Below are 19,972 nucleotides of genomic sequence, written 5' to 3' on the forward strand. Positions count from 1 at the left end.
TGATCCCGTGCCTGATCATCGTTGTCCTGGGCTGGATCACGTACAAGTCCACGCACGCGCTCGATCCGTACAAGCCGATCGAATCGGATGTGAAGCCCATCACGGTCGAGGCCGTCTCGCTCGACTGGAAGTGGCTGTTCATCTATCCGGAGCTGAAGATCGCGACGGTCAACCAGCTCGCGTTCCCGGCCAACACCCCGATCAACTTCAAGATCACGTCCGACACGGTGATGAACGCGTTCTTCATCCCGCAACTCGGCAGCCAGGTGTACGCCATGGCGGGCATGCAGACCAAGCTGCACCTGATCGCCAACGAGACCGGTGTGTTTGACGGCATGTCGTCGAACTACAGCGGCTCCGGCTTCACGGGCATGAAGTTCAAGGCCACGGCCATGACCAACGAAGAATTCGACGCCTGGGTCAAGCAGGTCCGCGCGTCGTCGCAGAGCCTGACCAAGGAAGGCTACGCAGCGCTGGCCAAGCCGAGCGAGAAGGTGCCGCCGGCGATGTACGCCTCGGTGGACCCGACGCTGTACCACAGCATTCTGCACAAATACATGGGCGACTCGGACAAGGTCCTGACGCTCGACGAGGCGCTGGGCAATGGCGCCTGCACCGTGGAAACGGCCGAGACGATTGCGACGCCGGCCCCGGTGCAGTCGGCCCTGCCGGCCCCCGCCGCTGCCAACGCAGTGCGCAAGAATTCCTAGGAGTTGACGATGTTTGGCAAGTTGAGTCTGGAGGCCATTCCGCTGCACGAGCCCATCGTGGTCGTGACGGTGTCGGCCATTCTGCTGGGTGGGGCAGGGCTGGTGGGCCTGATCACCTATCTCAAGAAGTGGTCGTATCTCTGGAATGAGTGGATCACCTCGGTCGACCACAAGAAGATCGGCGTGATGTACTGCATTCTGGCCATCGTGATGCTGCTGCGCGGCTTTGCCGACGCCATCATGATGCGCTCGCAACTGGCAGTCGCCTCGGGCGGCGGTGCCGGCTATCTGCCGCCTGAGCACTACGACCAGATCTTTACCGCGCACGGCGTGATCATGATTTTCTTCATGGCCATGCCGCTGATGACAGGCCTGATCAACCTGATCGTGCCGCTGCAGATCGGCGCGCGCGACGTGGCCTTCCCGTTCCTGAACACGCTGTCGTTCTGGCTGGCGGCTGCCGGTGTGGTGCTGATCAACGTGTCGCTGGGCGTGGGCGAATTCGCCCGCACCGGCTGGCTGGCGTACCCACCGCTGTCGGAGCTGGCTTACAGCCCCGGCGTGGGGGTCGACTACTACATCTGGGCGTTGCAGATATCTGGCCTCGGGACATTGCTGACCGGCGTGAACTTCGTCGCGACCATCTTCAAGATGCGCGCGCCGGGCATGACGCTGATGCGCATGCCGATCTTCACCTGGACCTCGCTGTGCTCGATGATCCTGGTCGTGGCCGCCTTCCCGGTGCTGACCGTGGCGCTGGCGCTGCTGGGCGCCGACCGCTACCTCGACATGCACTTCTTCACGAACGAACTGGGCGGCAACGCCATGCTGTACGTGAACCTGATCTGGATCTGGGGCCACCCCGAGGTGTACATCCTGATCCTGCCGGCGTTCGGCATGTTCTCGGAAATCGTCTCGACGTTCTCGCGCAAGAAGCTGTTCGGCTACACGTCGATGGTGTGGGCAACCGCCGGCATCACCGTGCTGTCGTTCCTGGTGTGGCTGCACCACTTCTTCACCATGGGCTCGGGTGCGAACGTCAACGCGTTCTTCGGCATCGCGACGATGATCATCTCGATCCCGACGGGCGTGAAGATCTTCAATTGGCTGTTCACGATGTACCGCGGCCGCGTCGAGCTGAACTCGATGATGCTGTGGACGATCGGCTTCATGACCACCTTCGTGATCGGCGGCATGACCGGCGTGCTGCTGGCCGTGCCGGGCGCCGACTTCCTGCTGCACAACAGCCTGTTCCTGATCGCTCACTTCCACAACACCATCATCGGTGGCGTGGTGTTCGGCTACCTGGCTGGTATCACCTACTGGTTCCCGAAGGCCTTCGGCTTCAAGCTGGACGAGAAGTGGGGCAAGCGCGCCTTCTGGTGCTGGTTCGTGGGCTTCTACACGGCGTTCATGCCGCTGTATGTGCTGGGCTTCATGGGCATGACGCGCCGTCTGAACCATACCGACAACCCGGCATGGCAGCCGTGGCTGATCGTCGCCGTGATCGGCGCCGCGATCATCGCCTGTGGTATCGCTTCGCAGCTGATCCAGATCTTCGTCAGTATCCGCAACCGCCACGCACTGGCGGATGTGACCGGCGACCCGTGGGGCGGCCGTACGCTGGAATGGGCGACGTCGTCGCCGCCGGCGCACTACAACTTCCCGGTGCTGCCCGTCGTGCGCGACATCGACGCCTTCGCCGACATGAAGGCGCGCGGTGAAGTACCGACGCAGGCCGCGGCCAGCTACGAGAAGATCCACATGCCGAAGAACACCGGCGCCGGGTTCTTCATCGGCATGTTCTCGGTGGTGATGGGCTTCGCGCTGATCTGGCACATCTGGTGGATGGCCGTGCTTGGCCTGGCCGGCATGATCGTCAGCTTCATCCTCCGCAGCAACAACGACGACATCGATTACTACGTGCCCGCTCACGAGGTCCACGAGACCGAGTCGGCCTACTCCCAACGTATCGGTTCGCAGGCGTAAACCATGGCTACCAATGTTCTAGACGGCCACGCGGCGCACGCCGCCGCGCATGGCCACGCGCATGACCATGCGCACCACCACGATGCCGCAGACACCAAGGTCTTCGGCTTCTGGGTGTACCTGATGAGCGACTTGATCATCTTCGCGTCGCTGTTTGCCACGTTCTGCGTGCTGCGCGGTGCGACGGCGGGCGGCCCGACGGGCAAGGAGCTCTTCGATCTGTCGTACGTGGCGATCGAAACCGGCATCCTGCTGGTGTCGTCCATCACCTACGGCATGGTGATGATCAGCCTGCAGAACGGCCGCAAGGATCAGGTGATGCTGTGGCTGGGCATCACGTTCCTGCTGGGCGCCGCGTTCGTCGGCATGGAAATCAACGAGTTCCACCACCTGATCGCGGAAGGCGCGGGTCCGAACCGCAGCGCGTTCCTGTCGTCGTTCTTCGTGCTGGTCGGCACGCACGGTCTGCACGTCGCGAGCGGCCTGCTGTGGATCGCCGTCCTGATGTGGCAGATCAGCCGCAAGGGCCTGACGCAGACGCAATCGACGCGCTTGGCGTGCCTGTCGCTGTTCTGGCACTTCTTGGACGTGGTGTGGATCGGCGTGTTTACCGTCGTGTATCTGCTGGGAGCGATGTAAATGGAACAGACCAACGCAACGACCGTCGTCGCGCATGATGACGCCCAAGGCCATGCCGCCGGCGGCGCAGGCCATGCCACGGTCAAGGGCTACCTGATCGGCTTCGTGCTGGCCGTGATCCTGACCGTCATCCCGTTCAAGATGGTCATGGACGGCGGCTATTCGCACCAGACCGTGCTGGTGACGGTGATGGCCCTGGCCGTGGTCCAGATCGTCGTGCACCTGATCTATTTCCTGCACCTGGACGGCTCGTCGGCTCAGCGCTGGAACGTGATGGCCTTCCTGTTCACGCTGCTGATCCTGGCGATTGTGATCGTCGGCTCGCTGTGGGTCATGCACAACATGAATGCCAACATGATGACGATGTAACGCAGGCCTGGCCTCCTGCAACGCCGGAAGGGCGCCCCGAGCGGGCGCCTTTTCTTTTGCCCATGCGGCTTGGCATCCTGGCTTTGCTACACTCCGCAGGTTCCCCAATTCGAGCGGTTTTCTCCGCTTTTACGCCCGCTTTTTACCTATGTCACAGTACGTTTTCACGATGAACCGCGTGGGCAAGATCGTTCCGCCCAAGCGCCAGATTCTCAAGGACATCTCGCTGTCGTTCTTTCCCGGTGCCAAGATCGGCGTGCTGGGCCTGAACGGTTCTGGCAAGTCGACGCTGCTGAAGATCATGGCGGGCATCGACAAGGACATCGAAGGCGAAGCCACGCCGATGCCGAACCTGAACATCGGCTACCTGCCGCAGGAGCCGCAGCTCGATCCGGCAAAGACCGTGCGCGAGGAAGTCGAAAGCGGCATGGGCGAAGTGATGGACGCGCAGAAGCAGCTCGAAGCCATCTACGCCGCCTATGCCGAGCCCGACGCCGATTTCGACAAGCTGGCCGAAGAACAGGCGCGCCTGGAGGCGATCATCGCGGCCGGTGCAGGCGACAACGTCGAACTGCAGCTCGAAATTGCCGCCGACGCGCTGCGCCTGCCGCCGTGGGATGCCAGGATCGAGCACCTCTCGGGCGGTGAAAAGCGCCGCGTCGCGCTGTGCAAGCTGCTGCTTTCGCGCCCCGACATGCTGCTGCTGGACGAACCGACCAACCACCTGGACGCCGAATCGGTGGATTGGCTCGAGCAGTTCCTCACGCGCTTCCCGGGCACCGTCGTGGCCGTGACCCACGACCGCTACTTCCTCGACAACGCCGCCGAGTGGATCCTCGAACTGGACCGTGGCCACGGCATCCCCTGGAAGGGCAACTACAGCTCGTGGCTCGACCAGAAAGAGACGCGCCTGAAGCAGGAAGAGGCCACGGAATCGGCCCGCCAGAAGGCGCTGAAGAAGGAACTCGAATGGGTGCGCCAGAACCCGAAGGGCCGCCAGGCCAAGTCGAAGGCGCGTCTGGCCCGCTTTGACGAGCTCAACAGCCAGGAATATCAAAAGCGCAACGAAACGCAGGAAATCTTCATTCCCGCCGGCGAGCGCCTGGGCAATGAGGTGATCGAATTCCAGAACGTGAGCAAGAGCTACGGCGACCGCCTGCTGATCGACAACCTCAGCTTTACGATTCCGCCTGGCGCCATCGTGGGCATCATCGGTCCGAACGGCGCGGGCAAGTCAACGCTGTTCCGCATGATCACCGGCAAGGAGCAGCCGGACTCCGGCACCATCAAGATCGGCCCGACCGTCAAGCTCGCCTACGTGGACCAGAGCCGCGATGCGCTGTCCGCCGACAAGACCGTCTTCGAAGAGATCTCCGGCGGCGCCGACATCCTGACCGTCGGCAAGTACGAAACGCCGTCGCGTGCGTACATCGGCCGCTTCAACTTCAAGGGCGGCGACCAGCAGAAGCAGGTCGGCACGCTCTCGGGTGGCGAGCGCGGGCGCCTGCACCTGGCCAAGACGCTGATCTCGGGCGGCAACGTGCTGCTGCTGGACGAGCCGTCGAACGACCTCGACGTGGAAACGCTGCGTGCGCTGGAAGACGCGCTGCTGGAGTTTGCCGGCTGCGTGATGGTGATCTCGCACGACCGCTGGTTCCTGGACCGGATCGCCACGCACATCATCGCGTTTGAGGGCGATTCGCACGTCGAATTCTTCCCGGGCAACTACCAGGAATACGAAGCCGACAAGAAAAAGCGCCTGGGCGAAGAGGGCGCCAAGCCCAAGCGCATCCGCTACAAGCCGGTCGTTCGTTAAAGGAAACGCGCGGGCTTGCCGGCCCGCGCTCCTTTTTAAGGCGACCGGTCGGCCTCGACCGGCGGCAACGCGTCGAGGTTGCTGTCGAACTCGATGCGCTTGTGCGAGCCGTCACAGAACGGTTTGTTCAACGAATGCCCGCATCGGCACAGCCAGACCTGGTCTGCTGCCACTGTCAACTCGCGCCCGTTCTGGGTGACGATCCGAAAGCTTCCCTTGATGTGACACGGCCCGTTGTTGCGGACCGTGACGACCGCGTCGTCGGCCATGATGGCCTCCTGCGAACAGCTCAGAACAGCACGCCCTGCATGCGATAGGCGAAGCGCGCGGGCTTGGCATCGCGCATCAGCGCCATGAACTGGTCCATGTCCATGTGGACCACGTTCTCGTGGTCGCCGGCTTCGAAGTACACATCGCCGTGGGTCATGAGGCTGCTATCGATGTAGGTCGGCATGCCGTAGGCCATGCCCACCGGCGGCACGGCCCCCACGTCGCAGTCCTTGAAGACTTCGCGCAGCTCCGATTCGTCGGCCAGCGTCAGATCCTGACGGCCCGACTCCTTTTGCAGTTCCGAGAGATGCAGGTGGTACGTCGAGGGCAGCACGGCCGCCACGTAGCCGAGCTTGTCTTCGAGCAGCAGCGTCTTGGCCAGACGGTCGCCGGGCACGTGCGCGACCTGCGCGGTTTCAGTGCTGGTGTGGCTGTGCGGATGGCGAATCACCTCGTACAGGCAGCCTTTGCTGCGCAGGCAGCTGTCGAGGGTGCTGGAGATCGACATGGCGTCCTCCCGTATGGGTTGGCGGCCCGCGGCGGAATTGCTGTGGCCGCTACGTCAGCATAGGTCGGTTTCGCGCTGGTGCGAGGATAGGGCACAAAAGCATCGGGCCGCTCAGATGAGCGGCCCGGGCAGGACGTCGAACTGGAGCGGTTCAGCGCCAGCCGTGGCGTTCGCGCCATTCGTGTTCGCGCCAGGCGTGCTCACGCCATTCGTGGCGGCGCCAGGCACGTTCGCGCCAATCGTCGCGGTAGTAACCGCCGTAGACCACAGGGGCGGGCGCGTAGACCGGCGCCGGGCGATACACGACCGGGGGCGGCGGCACATATACAGGCGCCGGGGCGACATACACCGGTGCCGGCACGCCAATCGACACGCCAACGTCCACGTGCGCCAGCGCGGCCGTCGAGGCGCACAGCGCGGCGCCACCCAGAACGAATGCGAGCAGTGTGCGTTTCATGATGCTTCTCCTTACGGTTGCGAGGCCGGGCCGTTGTGCCGTCGACTTCGTATATCAAGTTCGTGATGCCATTCTATGAATCGGAGCCCGGTTCAGGTGATACGCAAATCCTACCGATGTAACGGAAAGTTAAAACGCCCCATCGGCAAGAGCCGGATGGGGCGCGGCGTTTCGTGCCTGCGTCGTGTTCAGGCCTGGGCGGGCGGTCGCCACGCTGCACGCTGTTCGGGTGACGACCACACCGCAAGATGCAGCGCCGACAGCGAGAACGGATCCGAGAGCAGTACCAGCTTCTGCTTGCCCGTGAGCTTGTCCGGGCCCACTTCCAGCGCGTGTCGCACCGTCGCCTCCCGCACGGCGACCAAGCGCGGATCGTGTGGAAAGCGCGCCGTGCCGATCGCGCACATCAGGGCGTTCGTGACGGGATCGACGACAGCCTGGCGGAAGTCCGGCATCGGCGGCGCATTGCGCAGGTGCTTGCGCATGGCGCGCAGCTCGCGCGGCGGACGCACCTCTTCGGGAATCATGAACAGCCGCAGGCGGCGCATGCGCCGGCCCAGGCTGACTCGGCTCGAGAACACCGACAGCGGAATGGAGATGACCAACGCCCCGACCACCGGCGACAGCCACCACAGGAAGCTCGGGTTCAGCCAGTACACCAGCGCGGCCCACACGATGCCGATGAGAGTGTGCAGCCCATGGTGGCGGAAGGCGTCGCTCCAGTGGGTCTGTGCGTCTTCGCGCGGTGGCGACTTCCAGTGCACCTTCCAGCCGAGGAATGCCGCCGTCACGAAACGCGTGTGGAACAGCATGCGCACCGGCGCAGCCAGCACCGAGAACGCCGCTTCGATCGCCATCGACAGCGCCAGGTGCAGCGCACCCCCGAACCGCTTCGGGCCCTGCGCCCACAGCACCAGCACGCTCAGGATCTTCGGCAGGAACAGCACCGTGGCCGTGGCCGAGAACAGCGCCGCAGCCTTTTCCGGGTGCCATTCCGGCCAGATTGGGAACAGCTGGCGCGGCTGCGTGAAGTACTCCGGCGCGATCAGCGTGTGCTTGGCCAGCAGCGCCGTCGACAGCAGCAGGAACAGGAACCACAGCGGCGCCGAGAGGTACGCCATCACACCGGTGATGAACACCGCGCGATGCACGCGATGGAACCCTGGGGCGCCAAACAGGCGGAAGTTCATCAGGTTGCCGTGGCACCAGCGGCGGTCGCGGCCCAGTTCGTCCAGCAGATTGGGCGGCATCTCTTCGTAGCTGCCGTCAAGGTCGTAGGCAATCCAGACGGCCCAGCCGGCGCGGCGCATCAGCGCGGCCTCGACGAAGTCGTGCGACATGATCTCGCCCGACAGCGACCCCTTGCCCGGAATCGGCGCGAGTGCGCAGTGCTTGATGAACGGGTCCAGCCGGATGATGGCGTTGTGGCCCCAGTAGTGCGATTCGCCCAGTTGCCAGTAGTGCAGGCCCGCCGTGAAGAGCGGCCCGTACACGCGCGTGGCGAACTGCTGGATGCGCGCATACAGCGTATCGCGGCCGGCAGCGCGCGGTGCGGTCTGGATGATGCCGGCCGAAGGCGCGCCTTCCATCAATTGCACCAGGCGCGTCAGGCAATCGCCGCTCATGACGCTGTCGGCGTCGAGCACGATCATGTAGCGGTACTTGCCGCCCCAGCGCCGGCAGAAGTCGTCGATGTTGCCGCTCTTGCGCTTCACCCGGTGGCGGCGCCAGCGGTAGAAGATGCGGCCGAAGCCGTTCAGCGCGCGACACAGGTGCAGCCAGGCGTCGGCCTCCGCGGTGCGGATGTCCGGGTCACCGGAATCCGACAGCACGAAAAAGTCGAAGTGTTCCAGGTGGCCCGTGCGCTCCAGCGATTCGTAGGTCGCGCGCAGCCCGGCAAACACGCGCTGCACGTCTTCGTTGGCGATCGGCATGACGATGGCGGTGCGCGCATCGTCCGGGATCACCGCATCGCGTGCGGCGCGGCGCGAGATGACAAAGCGGTCGCCATGGAAGGCCAGCAGCAGGAAGCCCGTGATGGCCGTCCAGAACCCCGCCGAGACCCAGCAGAACAGCACCGCGAACAGCACGATGATGACGGCTTCGAGCCAGTCGCGGCCGTGGTACGGCAGCACGGTGCTCATCGCCCAGGTGGCGGCGACGGTCTGGGCGATCATCAGCGCAAGCAGCGTCAGGCGCCGCCGCGCGCCGACGAAGCGCCAGATGCCCTTCGGGTCCGGCGAGTCCGGCGCTTCATACGGCACCGGCTTCTTGCCGCCGTGCATCCAGCGCTCGACGGCCTTGCGCGCGCGCCAGATCGGCCCGAGCACCCACGGCCAAGGCACCATCGAGCGGCGCGCGGGCTGGGGCCCCGTGTCCAGATGAATGCGGCCTTCGCCGTCGTGCTGAATGGGCGGCGCCGGCTCGGCCGCGGGCTCCGCTGATGCGGCGTTCGCGCGCGTGGCGCCGTACGCGGCGTCCAGGCGCGTGCCCACGGATGCGTAGGCGGGCGCTTGCGCTTCCAGCGAGGTGGTCTGCGCGGCGTCGAGCTTTGCCAGGGCGCGATGGAGCTTGGTCAGCGCAACGGCGTCGTCGTCGCCACGGCCGATGCCGGCATCGCGCAGCAGCGCCGCGCGTGCGTCTGGCGCTAGCGGCAGCGCCTCAAGATAACGATCGGCCACGGATTGCGCCGTGGCCGGGCCGGTGGTGGCAGGGCCCGCGGCGCCGCCGGTCTGGGCGGTCAGCCCGGGGGTAGCAGGTAGCTCCACGTCTCAGAAAGTCCGGTACCGCGGCTGCGCAGGTAGCCGCGCAGCTCCACTGGTTTGTCGTCGTCGACCCGCTTGAGGCGCACGGTCACGCGCCAGCCGCCGGTCGCGGTGTTGGGTTGGCCGAAGATCGATTCGATCTTGCCGTTGGCGTCTGCAGAGAACACCGGCTCCACCGGTGCGTTGGGCGGCAGCTTCGCCAGTGCGGGCCCTTCGAAGTCGACCACGAAGGCGATCGTGTCGTCGGGCTTGCGTTCGTCCGGGCGCTTGGTCGTCCAGCCATGCGAGCGGCGCGTCTGCGCGACCCACGCCAGGGCCGGCTTCCTGTCGCTCTCCTTCTGCCACAGCATGCGGTACTCGAGATTGAACGGCTGCTGCGGCTTGGGCGGGTTTTCGGGCACCCAGTAGGCGACGACGTTGTCGTTGGTCTCGTCAGGCGTCGGGATCTGCACGAGTTCGACGCGCCCCGCGCCCCACTTGCCCACGGGTTCGACCCATGCGCTGGGACGCAGCTCGTAGCGGTCGCCGATCTCTTCGTAGCTCGAGAACGCGCGGTCGCGCTGCATCAGGCCGAAGCCGCCGGGGTTGGTGGTGGCAAACGAGCTCACCAGCAGGCGCTTCGGGTTGGTCAGCGGACGCCAGATCCATTCGCCGGTGCCTGAGAGCACCGACAGCCCGTCGGAGTCATGCACCTCGGGGCGGAAGTCGAGGTTGGCGGCCGGCTGGTTCTCGCCAAAGAAGAACATGCTCGTGAGCGGCGCAATGCCCAGCTTGCTCACGTTCTCCCGCATGTAGAGCTGCGCCTTCACGTCCACCACGGTATCGGTGCCCGGCTTGATGACGAAGCGGTAGGCGCCCGTGGCGCGGCGCGAGTTGAGCAGCGCGTAGATCGTGAGTTCTTTCGCGTTGGCGGCGGGGCGCTCGATCCAGAAATCGGTGAAGCGCGGGAATTCTTCGCCCGAATTGAGCGCGGTGTCGATCGCCAGGCCCCGTGCCGACAGCCCATAGACCTGGTTCTTGCCGATCGCGCGGAAGTACGACGCGCCCAGGAAGACGATCACTTCGTCCTTGTACTTGGGCGTGTTCATCGGGTAGTGCACCCGGAAGCCCGCGAAACCGAGCTTGTGCAGCTGCTTCGGGTCCAGCTTGATGGGGCCGTAGTCGAACAGGCCTGGGTCGAAGCGGATCTCGCGCACGCCGGCCGGCGACACCTCGTTGATCTTCACCGGCTGGTCGTAATACGAGCCTTCGTGGAAGAAGCCGAGCTCGAACGGCAGCTTGTCCTTGCGCCAGTAGGCCAGGTCGGATTTGAAGCGGATTTCGCGGTACTGGTCGTAGCGCAGCTCGCGCAGTTCGCGCGGCAGGGTGTTGGCGGGCGCCTGGTACGGCTTGGCAGCCAGCTGGCGGGCGCGCAGGGCCACGTCGTTCAGGCCGAAGGCGAGCGCCGCATGAGCCGAGGCCAGCGCCAGCAGGCCCACGGCAAGCCGCGCATAGCCGGCCACCGAGCGGGCCCGGGCCGCCAGCGGGGAACGGGGGGGAACAGCGGAGGGAATGTTCAAAATGAGATCGCGTTTATGCGGCCGGCCCAAGGAACGTGACGCTGGGAGCCTGCCGGTCATTCGTCTGTGCCGCCGAGATTTTACCCGCCGGATCTTTGTGAGATCAAAAGTGGCAACATTTTGATAACGTTTTCGCCTCCATCTTGCCGGTAACCGCGTCAAACCGCGTGTAAAGCTGTGGCTCCCCGCCACTCAGCCGTTCGGTTGACGGGAACGCGGGCCGCCGGCCTACGGTCAGAACCGGTTCGCTGCGTGCCGGCGTTTCCGCATGGCACACTCTCGGCTCTTTTTTTCATGGAGTTCGCATGACCCGCTGGACGCGACGCGCTGCCACGATTGCAGCGCTTGCCTTTTCGACTTCGCTGCTGGCGGCCGCGGCGTTTGCCGCCCCTGCCGCCAAGAACGCGCCCCAGGCAGCATCGGCCAAGGCGGCGCGCGATCCCGGCGATGTGGCGGCGCTGCTGGACGCCTTTCCGCTCGGCAAGCCGCTGCCCAGGCTGCCTTCGTGCCAGGATGTGCGTGCGGCCGGCGGCAAGGACGTCTCCGAATACTGCTCCGACGTGCTCGAGTCGCATGGCCGCACCCGCTCGCTTGGCGTGCCGTCGGCCAAGCGGCCCGAGCTGATGGACGGCCCGCAAGCCGTGCTCCTGATCGATCAAGGCAACGTTGCCGGGCTGTTCGTGCCGACGCGCGGCGTCGATACGGAGCAGCGTGTGTTCCAGGCGCTGTCCGACCGCTATGGCAAGCCGGCGCAGGAAGGCAAGGCGCCGCTCAAGCTCAGGTCGGGCAAGACGGTGGAATCGCTGCGTGCGCGCTGGACCGGCGCGCAGACCATCGTCACGATGTATGCCATTCCGGAAGAGCCGCAGAACGGCACGGTGGAGTTTCTCTGGGGGCCCCGCGCCGGCGCGGTGATGGACCAGATGCGCGCCGAGGTGGACCCCGACGCGCCCAAGCCCGCATCCGGTGTGGCGGCTTCTGCGCCGGCGGCGGCTGGCAAGGCGAGTGGCAGGAACTCGGCATCACATCAGTGAGGTGACCGACACGCGTCCGTCACCTTCCGTTACAGCGCTTACACGTGCATGACCCAGGCGTCGCGCGCCGCCGCTTATAACGTCCGCGTGGCCTCAATGGAGGGGCCGAAGGACACTCATCATGAAAATCGTGGCTCTGGCCTTGTTGGCCGCGACACTTGGGGGATGTGCCGTTTACCCGGCACCGGTGGCCGTGGCGCCCGCGCCGGTCTATGCGGCTCCGGCGCCGGTCTACTACGGTGGTTACGGCTACTGGGGGCCGGCGGTGCGCTTCAACTACTACCACCGCTGACGGACCTGCCCTAGTCCGGAGAATGCAGCCCGGGCCAGCCGGGCGCCAGGGTCTGCGGCAGGCCCAGCAGATCGAGCACGCGCCCGACCGTATGGTCGACGAGGTCGTCGATCGTCTTGGGCCGCTGATAAAACCCCGGCACGGGCGGGAAGACGATGCCGCCCATCTCGGTGACGGCCGTCATATTGCGCAGGTGCGCCAGGTTCAACGGCGTTTCGCGCACCATGAGGACGAGCCGGCGGCGCTCCTTGAGCGTGACGTCTGCCGCGCGGGCGATGAGGTTGTCCGACAGGCCGTGTGCCACGGCGGCGAGCGTCTTCATGGAGCACGGCGCCACCACCATGGCTTCGGCGGCAAATGAACCGCTGGCGATGGTCGCACCGATGTCGCGCACGTTGTGGACCACGTGCGCCAGCGCTTCCACTTCCTCGCGGGCCATGTGCAGCTCATGCTGCACGTTCATCAGCCCCGCCGGCGACATCAGCAGGTGCGATTCCACTCCCGCCGATTCCCGCAGTCCCTGCAGGACCTGCAGCAGCCGCACGCCATAGATCGCCCCCGACGCGCCCGTGATCGCCACGATGATGCGGCGCGGGCGCGCCGCATTGGCAGGGGGGGAAGGCGCGGGCGCAGTCACGCTGAACGACGCTGTCGACGCGCTCAGGCAGCCAGCAGCGGCTGCAGTTCACCGCTCTGGTACATCTCCATCATGATGTCCGAGCCGCCGATGAACTCGCCCTTGATATACAGCTGCGGAATGGTCGGCCAGTTCGCGTATTCCTTGATGCCCTGGCGGATCTCGTCATCCTCCAGCACGTTCACGGTGTACGGCTGATCGACGCCGCACGCCTTCAGGATCTGGATGGCGCGACCGGAGAAGCCGCACATCGGAAATTGCGCCGTGCCCTTCATGAAGAGGACGACGGGGTGGCCTTTGACGATCTGGTCGATCTTTTCGTGCGTGGTGCTCATGGGGAACTCGATTCGTTGGGGGAGCGGCGCAGCCGCGTCCACATTGGAAAACCCGTTCATTTTAGCGGGGTTCGTCAGGCGCGGTTCTCTGCCCGCCATTGTCCGCCGCTGCAGCGGTCCTGGCCGCCCAGATCCTGCACGGTGAAGACGTCGGCGAAACCGGCCCCCGCCAAGAGCGCACGCACGGCCGCGCCCTGGTCGTAGCCGTGCTCGAGCAGCAGCCAGGCTCCGGCCGCCAGGCGTGCCGGCGCGCCCGCGACGATCGTGCGCAGATGGCGCAGGCCGTCGCCGTCGTCGGTGAGGGCGCCGGCCGGTTCGAAGCGCAGGTCGCCCTGGCCCAGGTGCGCATCGGCCGCGGCAATGTAGGGTGGGTTGCTGACGATCAGGTCGAATGCCGGCGGGGCGTCGGTTGCGGCGAGCGCGCCGTACCAATCGCCGAGCGCCGTCTGTACGTTCGGTGCGCCCAGCGCCTGTGCGTTGTCCCTTGCGACCGCCAGGGCCTCGGCCGAGGCGTCGGTGGCCCATACCCGCGCGTCGGGCCGTGCCAGCGCAATCGTGACGGCGATGATGCCGCTGCCGGTGCCCATGTCGAGCACGCTGGGCGCGTCGCGTTCTTCGAGACGGTCCAGCGCCTGTTCGACCAGCACTTCGGTATCCGGGCGTGGAATCAGCACGGCCGGCGACACCCTGAACACCCGGCCGAAGAACTCCCGCTCGCCGAGCAGGTACGCCATGGGTTCGCCCGCCAGGCGCCGCGTGGCCAGCTCGCTGATCCGGCGGCGGGCGGCGTCTTCCACTGCGCAGGCGTCCTGCGTAATGAGCTGCACGCGCGAGAGGCCCGTCACGTGCGATACCAGCATGCGGGCCTCGAGCGCCGGCAAGCCCGCACGCGCGAGTGCGGCCAGCGCATCGGCCACACGGGCGAGGGATTCGGGCGGAATGAGCGGGGCAGACGGCACGGCGGACGGACGGGCAGCAATCGGGCGCACAAAATAACACGGGCCCGGCCGATGTGGCGCGGGCCCGCGAGCGGGTCGGTGCGCAAGCAGGCGCGGCGCTTACTGCTTGGTCGCGTCCTTGACCTTGTTGGCCGCTTCCTTCGTGGCTTCCGCGGTCTTGTCGGCGGCGACCTTCGCGGCATCGGCCGTCTTGTCGGCGGCTTCCTTGGCGGCGTCCTTCGCCTGGGCGAGCGCGCCCGAAGCCGAGACCTGCGCATTCGACGCGGCTTGCGAGAGCTCGACCTTGGCGGCGTCGGCGGCCTTGCTCACGGCGGTGCCGGCGTTGTCGACCGCCTGCTTGGCCGCATCCTTCGATTGTTCCAGCGCGCTCTTCGCGGCTTGGTCGGCGGCATCGTCCTTCTTGCCGCAGGCGGCCAGGCCGAGTGCGAGGGTGGTGGCAACAGTGATGGCCAGCAGTTGGGTACGCATTGCGATTCTCCTGATCGTCGTGGTGGTTGCCGCGCCTGTCTGGATGGGAGGCCACCGGATGCGACCAGCGGCGCACTCGGCGCGATCGGATCGATTATAGGAACGGGTGGACGTCACGCCACCGCGCAAAGCTGTATCAAACGCAAGCGGATGTTACGAGGCCGGCGCTTTTTAACAATTCGCCGGCTCAGTTCTCGTCACTCAGCGCGGCGAGCTGCTCCGCCTGATGCTCGGCAGCGAGCGCGCCGAGCAGTTCATCGAGGTCGCCGTCCATGATCGCATCGATCTTGTACAGCGTCAGGTTGATGCGGTGGTCGGTCACGCGGCCTTGCGGGAAGTTGTACGTGCGGATGCGGTCGGAGCGGTCGCCCGAGCCGATCAGGCTCTTGCGCGCGCTCGCTTCCTTGGCCTGCGCCTCGCGCTCCTGGCGGTCCTTCAGGCGCGCCGCCAGGACCTGCATGGCGCGGTCCTTGTTGCGGTGCTGGCTGCGGTCGTCCTGGCACTCCACCACCAGGCCGGTCGGCAGGTGCGTGATGCGCACGGCCGAATCGGTCTTGTTGATGTGCTGGCCGCCCGCGCCCGACGCGCGGAACGTATCGATGCGCAGGTCCGCCGGGTTGATCTGAATGTCGGCCAGTGCATCGGCCTCGGGCATGATCGCCACGGTGCAGGCCGATGTATGGATGCGCCCCTGCGCCTCGGTGGCCGGCACGCGCTGCACGCGGTGCCCGCCCGATTCGAACTTCAACCGCGAGTACGCGCCTTCGCCCACCAGCCGCGCGATCACTTCCTTGTAGCCGCCGAGGTCCGACGGCGATTCGCTTACGATCTCCACCTGCCAGCGCTGGCGTTCGGCAAAGCGCGTGTACATGCGCAGCAGGTCGCCGGCGAAGAGGGCCGATTCATCACCGCCCGTGCCGGCGCGGATTTCCACGAAGATGTTGCGGTGGTCGTTCGGATCTTTCGGCAGCAGCAGGCGCTGCAGTTCGCCTTCGAGCGACGCCATCCGTTCGCGCGCGGCCCGGATCTCGTCTTCGGCAAAGGCCTTCATGTCGGGATCGGCCAGCAGCTCCTGGGCGGTGGCGACGTCTTCCTGGGCCTGCTTCCACGCTGCGTACTGCGCAACCACGGGCTCGAGCTCGGCGTGCTCGCGCGTGAGCTTGCGGTATTGGTCGAGATTGGCGGTGGCGTCTTCGCGCGCGAGCAGCGCGTTGATTTCGACGGTGCGCTCGGCCAGTTGGTCGAGCTTGGACAGCATGCTGGGCTTCATTCGGGCAATCGCGAAAGAGGTGCCGAAGGCGGCGGACGGCGCGGGCCGCGGATGATACCGCGCCATGTGGAGCGCGCAGCAGCGGCGCGCATGCGAGGAAGCGCCGCTAGCGTTCGGAGTGGCTGGACTGGCGGAACAGTGCCGGCAGCAGGTCGATGAGCTGCTCGCGGCCTTCGCCCTGCGCGTGGTTCAGCGCGTGCGTCGGGCCGTGGAGGAATTTCTTGGTGAGTGCGTGCGACAGCGCTTCCAGTACTTGCGCCGGATCGTCGCCGCGCGCGAGCATGCGCTGGGCGCGTTCCAGCTCGCCCTGGCGCAGTGTTTCAGCGTGCGCGTGCAGGTCGCGGATCACCGGCACCACGCTGCGCGCATCGAGCCAGTGCATGAAGTTCTGCACGCGCGTCTCGATGATGGCCTCGGCCTGCGCCACCGCAGCCTGCCGCAGCGCATTGCCTTCGCGCACGATGGCGCCGAGGTCGTCCACGGTATAGAGGAACACGTCGGACAGGCGTGCGACTTCCGGCTCGATATCGCGCGGCACGGCCAGGTCGACCATGAACATCGGGCGGTGGCGCCGCTGCTTGATGGCGCGCTCCACGGCGCCCAGGCCGATGATCGGCAGTGTGCTCGCCGTGCACGAGACGACGATGTCGAACTCGGCCAGCTTGGTCGGCAGCTCGGCCAGGCGCACGGCGCGGGCGTTCAGTCCCTGGTTCGACAGCGCTTCGGCCAGCTTTTCGCCGCGCTCGAGCGTGCGGTTGGCGATCACCACTTCGCGCGGCGTCTGCGCGGCGAAGTGGGTGGCGCACAGTTCGATCATCTCGCCGGCGCCGATGAACAGCACGCGTTGCTCGGCAATCGACTCGAAGATGCGCTGCGCCAGGCGCACGGCTGCGGCGGCCATCGATACGGAGTGCGCGCCGATCTCGGTCGTGCCGCGCACCTCCTTGGCAACCGCAAAGGTGCGTTGGAACAGCTGATTCAGGTAGGTGCCGAGCGCGCCTGCTTCAGTGGCGGTGCGCACGGCGTCCTTCATCTGGCCGAGGATCTGCGTCTCGCCCAGCACCATCGAGTCGAGCCCGCTGGCTACGCGGAACGCGTGCCGCACGGCCTGCGACTGGCCCAGCGAATACACGTGCGGGGCGAGCTCTGCGGCGTCGATGTTGTGGTGATGCGCCAACCAGCGGATCGCGTGCTCGTGCGCGGTGTCTTCGGGCAGGTTGCCGTCGGTGGCGCAGTAGAGCTCGGTGCGGTTGCAGGTGGACAGGATGGCCGCTTCGGCGGTGCGCTTGCGGTGCGGCAGGTGCTGGCGCAGGGTGGCGAGCGCCGGTCCCACTTGCTCAAGCGGAAACGCCACCTTCTCGCGCAGGGAAAGCGGCGCTGTGTGGTGATTGATTCCAAGGGTGAGCAACTGCATGTGGGGCGGCCGGTTTTACGAAACGGCACAAATTTTGAGCACGCAGAATTATAACGCCGGGGCCCCGCCACGGCAGGGCGCGGCGCGCACGCCGCCAGGCCCCGGCGCCAAATGTAGGTTATGCATCACGCGGGGCACTCCTGGCCTGACCGTTGGCCTTCCGTGCCGTCCTGCGCTAAGGTACGCGTCCAATTGAGTCGAACCGGCAATACGGAGAACAGGCAAATGGGGTGGATTGGGCCGCTGTGGATCGGTCTGGCGGTGGGCGCGGCGGCGCGTTGGCTGCATCCCACCCATGCGGGCGGGCGGCGGATGGGGTGGCGGCCGGCGCTGTGCACGGGTGCCCTCGGCGCGCTGCTCGGGTACTACGGGGGCCAGTTCGCCCACCTGTATGCCGACGGCCAGATCCTGGCATGGACGGCTGCCGTGGTGGGCGCCATGCTGCTGCCGGCGGTGTGGGGCCTCGTGCGCCGCTAAGGCCGGGCCTGCGGCGGTGCCCGGTGCGGCATTCTTGCGCGGTCAGCCCGCGTGGGCGCCGGCGGTCCGCGCATCGCGCGCGGCCAGATAGCCGGCCAGCAGCGCCTCCAGGCGCTTGAAGTCCACCGGCTTGGTCAGGTGGTCTGTGAAGCCGGCCTCGCGGCAGCGCGCGATGTCATCTTCCATGCCGTACCCCGTGATGGCGATGGACGGCGCGGCCTGCCGTTCGGCAAAAACGCCCACCACGTCCAGGCCGCTGCCGTCCGGCAGGCCGATGTCGCTGATGAGCAGGTCGAAGGTGCCCGATTCCGCCGCCTGCATGGCCGTGCGCGCGCCGTTGGCCACGGTGACGGTGTGGCCCAGGATCTCCAGCATCTGCGACATGGCTTCGGCGGTGTCGACGTTGTCTTCCACCAGCAGCACGTGCAGCCCCCGCGTGGGCTGCGGACGCGGCATGGGTGGAGCGGGCGGCGTTTCCGGCTCTGCGGTTGCGGCGGCAAGCGGCAGCGTGAGCGTGAAGGTCGCGCCCTGATGGCGGCCGGCGCTTTCGGCGGTCAGCGAGCCCTCGTGCTTCTGCACCAGCGCATGCGCGATCGCCAGGCCCAGGCCCAGGCCGCCAAAACGCTGCGTGATCGACGCGTCGGCCTGCTCGAACGCGGAGAAGATGCGCGGCAGCGCTTCGGGCTCGATGCCGATGCCGTTGTCCTTGACCGCCACGGCGATGGTCGTCGGGCCCGGATTCCACACGCGCACTTCGATGGCGCCGCCCTCGGGCGTGAACTTGACCGCGTTGCGCACAAGGTTCCAGATCACCTGCTGAATGCGCGCGCCGTCGGCGAAGAGGCGGCTGCGGCTGGCCTCGAAGCGCGTCTTGAGCGACAGCCGCTTGCTCTGCATGTCGTTGCGCGACATGTCGAGCGTGCTCTCGAGCAACGCATACAGGTCGACCGGCGCAAAGCTCACGGCCAGCTTGCCGCGCGAGATGCCGGTGATGTCGAGCAGGTCGTCGATCAGGCGGGCTTCGAGCTCGGCGTTGCGCCGGATCACCTCCAGCTGGGCGACCACGTACTGGGGCAGGTCCTGGCGCAGTTCCAGCAGGTGCACGGCCGTGAGGATGGGCGTGAGCGGCGTGCGCAGTTCGTGCGACAGCACGGCGAGGAAGTGGTCCTTGGCGTGGTTGGCCGTCTCGGCTTCTTCCTTGGCGCGGCGCAGCGTGTCGGCCGCCACGCGTTCCTCGGTGGCATCGCGGATGATCTTCGAAAAGCCGATCAGCTGCCCGTTCTCGTTATGGATCGCGGTGACCACGCTCGATGCGTAGAACGGCGTGCCGTCCTTGCGCAGCATCCAGCGGTCGTCGGTGAGGCTGCCCTCGCGGCGCACGCGCTCGAGCTTGCGCTGGAAGTCGCCCGCCTCGCGCGCGGCCTGCGGGTACAGGATCTCGGCCGACTTGCCGAGGATGTCTTCACGCGCGTAGCCCAGGATGCTGTGCGAGGCCGCGTTCCAGGTGCGCACGATGCCCTGCGGATCGAGCGAGAGCACGGCATGCTCCTTGAGCGCGTTGATGAGCAGGCGGAAGTGCGTCTCGGTCTCGCGCAGCGCGGCTTCGGCGGCAATGCGCTGGCGGCGCTCGGCGGCTTCGGCCAGCGCGCGCAGCAGTACCACCGGCAGGCGTTGCAGGCGCTGCTTGATGACGTAGTCGGTGGCGCCGCGCTTGAGCATGTCGACGGCGTGTTCCTCGCCCAGCGCGCCCGACACGAAGATGAACGGCGTCTGCGGGGCCATGCGCCGCGCAATGTCCAGCGCCTCGGCGCCAGTGAACTGCGGGAGCATGTAGTCGGCCAGGATGGCGTCGAACGTGCGCGCGCTGAGCTGGGCGATGAAGTCGGTCTCGTTGTCGACGAGGACGGTGTCGGCGGGCAGGTTGGCTGCCTCCAGCCGTGCACGCGTGAGTTCGGCATCGAGCGGGTTGTCTTCGACCAGCAGCAGTTGCAGGTTGGGCATGAG

The 19,972-nt window shown here is 66.5% G+C and carries 20 protein-coding genes; 8 read left to right on the plus strand and 12 right to left on the minus strand.

Annotated features, from left to right (window positions below; genetic code table 11):
- The 5 genes from A6M56_RS09745 to ettA all read left to right on the plus strand — a co-directional run.
- The coding region (locus A6M56_RS09745) for a COX aromatic rich motif-containing protein (protein ID WP_286758088.1) at positions 1–710 on the plus strand (710 nt) is incomplete at its 5' end.
- Positions 711–719: 9 nt separating this feature from the next.
- Positions 720–2,699, plus strand: a complete 1,980-nt coding sequence (gene cyoB / locus A6M56_RS09750) for a cytochrome o ubiquinol oxidase subunit I (RefSeq protein WP_286758089.1) — start codon at positions 720–722, stop codon at positions 2,697–2,699.
- A gap of 3 nt (positions 2,700–2,702) precedes the next feature.
- Positions 2,703–3,338 (plus strand): cytochrome o ubiquinol oxidase subunit III, encoded by a 636-nt coding sequence (cyoC, locus tag A6M56_RS09755; RefSeq protein ID WP_045784969.1) that lies wholly within the window; start codon positions 2,703–2,705, stop codon positions 3,336–3,338.
- Positions 3,339–3,707: a cytochrome o ubiquinol oxidase subunit IV gene (locus A6M56_RS09760; RefSeq protein WP_045784968.1), complete on the plus strand. Its 369-nt coding sequence runs from the start codon at positions 3,339–3,341 to the stop codon at positions 3,705–3,707.
- Positions 3,708–3,855: 148 nt separating this feature from the next.
- Entirely contained in the window at positions 3,856–5,523 is a 1,668-nt protein-coding gene (ettA, locus tag A6M56_RS09765) for an energy-dependent translational throttle protein EttA (protein ID WP_045784967.1), read from the plus strand.
- Positions 5,524–5,558: 35 nt separating this feature from the next.
- Here ettA and A6M56_RS09770 read toward each other — a convergent pair whose 3' ends face one another.
- The 5 genes from A6M56_RS09770 to A6M56_RS09790 form a co-directional block, all read right to left on the minus strand.
- On the minus strand, positions 5,559–5,792 hold the full coding sequence (locus A6M56_RS09770) for a CDGSH iron-sulfur domain-containing protein (RefSeq protein ID WP_045784966.1): 234 nt from the start codon (positions 5,790–5,792) through the stop codon (positions 5,559–5,561).
- Between the two features lie 20 nt (positions 5,793–5,812).
- A complete protein-coding gene (locus tag A6M56_RS09775) occupies positions 5,813–6,301 on the minus strand; it encodes an aminoacyl-tRNA deacylase (RefSeq protein ID WP_045784965.1) in 489 nt (162 codons plus the stop codon).
- A gap of 151 nt (positions 6,302–6,452) precedes the next feature.
- Positions 6,453–6,758: a hypothetical protein gene (locus tag A6M56_RS09780; RefSeq protein WP_045784964.1), complete on the minus strand. Its 306-nt coding sequence runs from the start codon at positions 6,756–6,758 to the stop codon at positions 6,453–6,455.
- Between the two features lie 188 nt (positions 6,759–6,946).
- A complete protein-coding gene (gene mdoH / locus A6M56_RS09785) occupies positions 6,947–9,526 on the minus strand; it encodes a glucans biosynthesis glucosyltransferase MdoH (protein ID WP_102080149.1) in 2,580 nt (859 codons plus the stop codon).
- Positions 9,499–11,025 (minus strand): glucan biosynthesis protein G, encoded by a 1,527-nt coding sequence (locus tag A6M56_RS09790; RefSeq protein WP_164491291.1) that lies wholly within the window; start codon positions 11,023–11,025, stop codon positions 9,499–9,501. Before A6M56_RS09790 ends, mdoH begins: the two co-directional genes overlap by 28 nt.
- A 362-nt stretch (positions 11,026–11,387) precedes the next feature.
- Here A6M56_RS09790 and A6M56_RS09795 point away from each other — a divergent pair, with 362 nt between their 5' ends.
- Together A6M56_RS09795 and A6M56_RS09800 are read left to right on the plus strand one after the other, a co-directional pair.
- On the plus strand, positions 11,388–12,116 hold the full coding sequence (locus A6M56_RS09795) for a hypothetical protein (protein WP_102080148.1): 729 nt from the start codon (positions 11,388–11,390) through the stop codon (positions 12,114–12,116).
- A 121-nt stretch (positions 12,117–12,237) separates the two neighbouring features.
- Positions 12,238–12,408: a hypothetical protein gene (locus tag A6M56_RS09800; RefSeq protein WP_045784960.1), complete on the plus strand. Its 171-nt coding sequence runs from the start codon at positions 12,238–12,240 to the stop codon at positions 12,406–12,408.
- Positions 12,409–12,418: 10 nt separating this feature from the next.
- On the opposite strand, the gene A6M56_RS09805 is transcribed toward A6M56_RS09800, so the two are convergent.
- The 6 genes from A6M56_RS09805 to hemA form a co-directional block, all read right to left on the minus strand.
- Positions 12,419–13,045, minus strand: coding sequence for a UbiX family flavin prenyltransferase (locus A6M56_RS09805; protein ID WP_045784959.1), 627 nt, complete (start codon positions 13,043–13,045; stop codon positions 12,419–12,421).
- A 23-nt stretch (positions 13,046–13,068) separates the two neighbouring features.
- Positions 13,069–13,380, minus strand: a complete 312-nt coding sequence (gene grxD / locus A6M56_RS09810; RefSeq protein WP_045784958.1) for a Grx4 family monothiol glutaredoxin — start codon at positions 13,378–13,380, stop codon at positions 13,069–13,071.
- 74 nt (positions 13,381–13,454) lie between these two features.
- On the minus strand, positions 13,455–14,339 hold the full coding sequence (gene prmC / locus A6M56_RS09815; RefSeq protein ID WP_062739492.1) for a peptide chain release factor N(5)-glutamine methyltransferase: 885 nt from the start codon (positions 14,337–14,339) through the stop codon (positions 13,455–13,457).
- Between the two features lie 99 nt (positions 14,340–14,438).
- Positions 14,439–14,807 carry a hypothetical protein gene (locus A6M56_RS09820; RefSeq protein WP_045784956.1) on the minus strand — a complete coding sequence of 123 codons (369 nt, stop codon included), beginning with the start codon at positions 14,805–14,807 and terminating at the stop codon, positions 14,439–14,441.
- Between the two features lie 187 nt (positions 14,808–14,994).
- Complete coding sequence (prfA, locus tag A6M56_RS09825; protein ID WP_045787673.1) at positions 14,995–16,077, minus strand: peptide chain release factor 1; 1,083 nt, start codon at positions 16,075–16,077, stop codon at positions 14,995–14,997.
- Positions 16,078–16,183: 106 nt separating this feature from the next.
- Positions 16,184–17,491 (minus strand): glutamyl-tRNA reductase, encoded by a 1,308-nt coding sequence (gene hemA, locus A6M56_RS09830; RefSeq protein WP_045784955.1) that lies wholly within the window; start codon positions 17,489–17,491, stop codon positions 16,184–16,186.
- A 225-nt stretch (positions 17,492–17,716) separates the two neighbouring features.
- Between hemA and A6M56_RS09835 the strand changes: the two genes are divergently transcribed.
- Positions 17,717–17,968, plus strand: a complete 252-nt coding sequence (locus tag A6M56_RS09835) for a GlsB/YeaQ/YmgE family stress response membrane protein (RefSeq protein ID WP_045784954.1) — start codon at positions 17,717–17,719, stop codon at positions 17,966–17,968.
- Between the two features lie 42 nt (positions 17,969–18,010).
- On the opposite strand, the gene A6M56_RS09840 is transcribed toward A6M56_RS09835, so the two are convergent.
- Positions 18,011–19,969, minus strand: coding sequence for a response regulator (locus A6M56_RS09840; RefSeq protein WP_045784953.1), 1,959 nt, complete (start codon positions 19,967–19,969; stop codon positions 18,011–18,013).
- Positions 19,970–19,972 lie beyond the last annotated feature (3 nt).

The sequence above is a fragment of the Ralstonia sp. RL genome (assembly GCF_001683835.1).
Taxonomy (GTDB): domain Bacteria; phylum Pseudomonadota; class Gammaproteobacteria; order Burkholderiales; family Burkholderiaceae; genus Ralstonia; species Ralstonia mannitolilytica.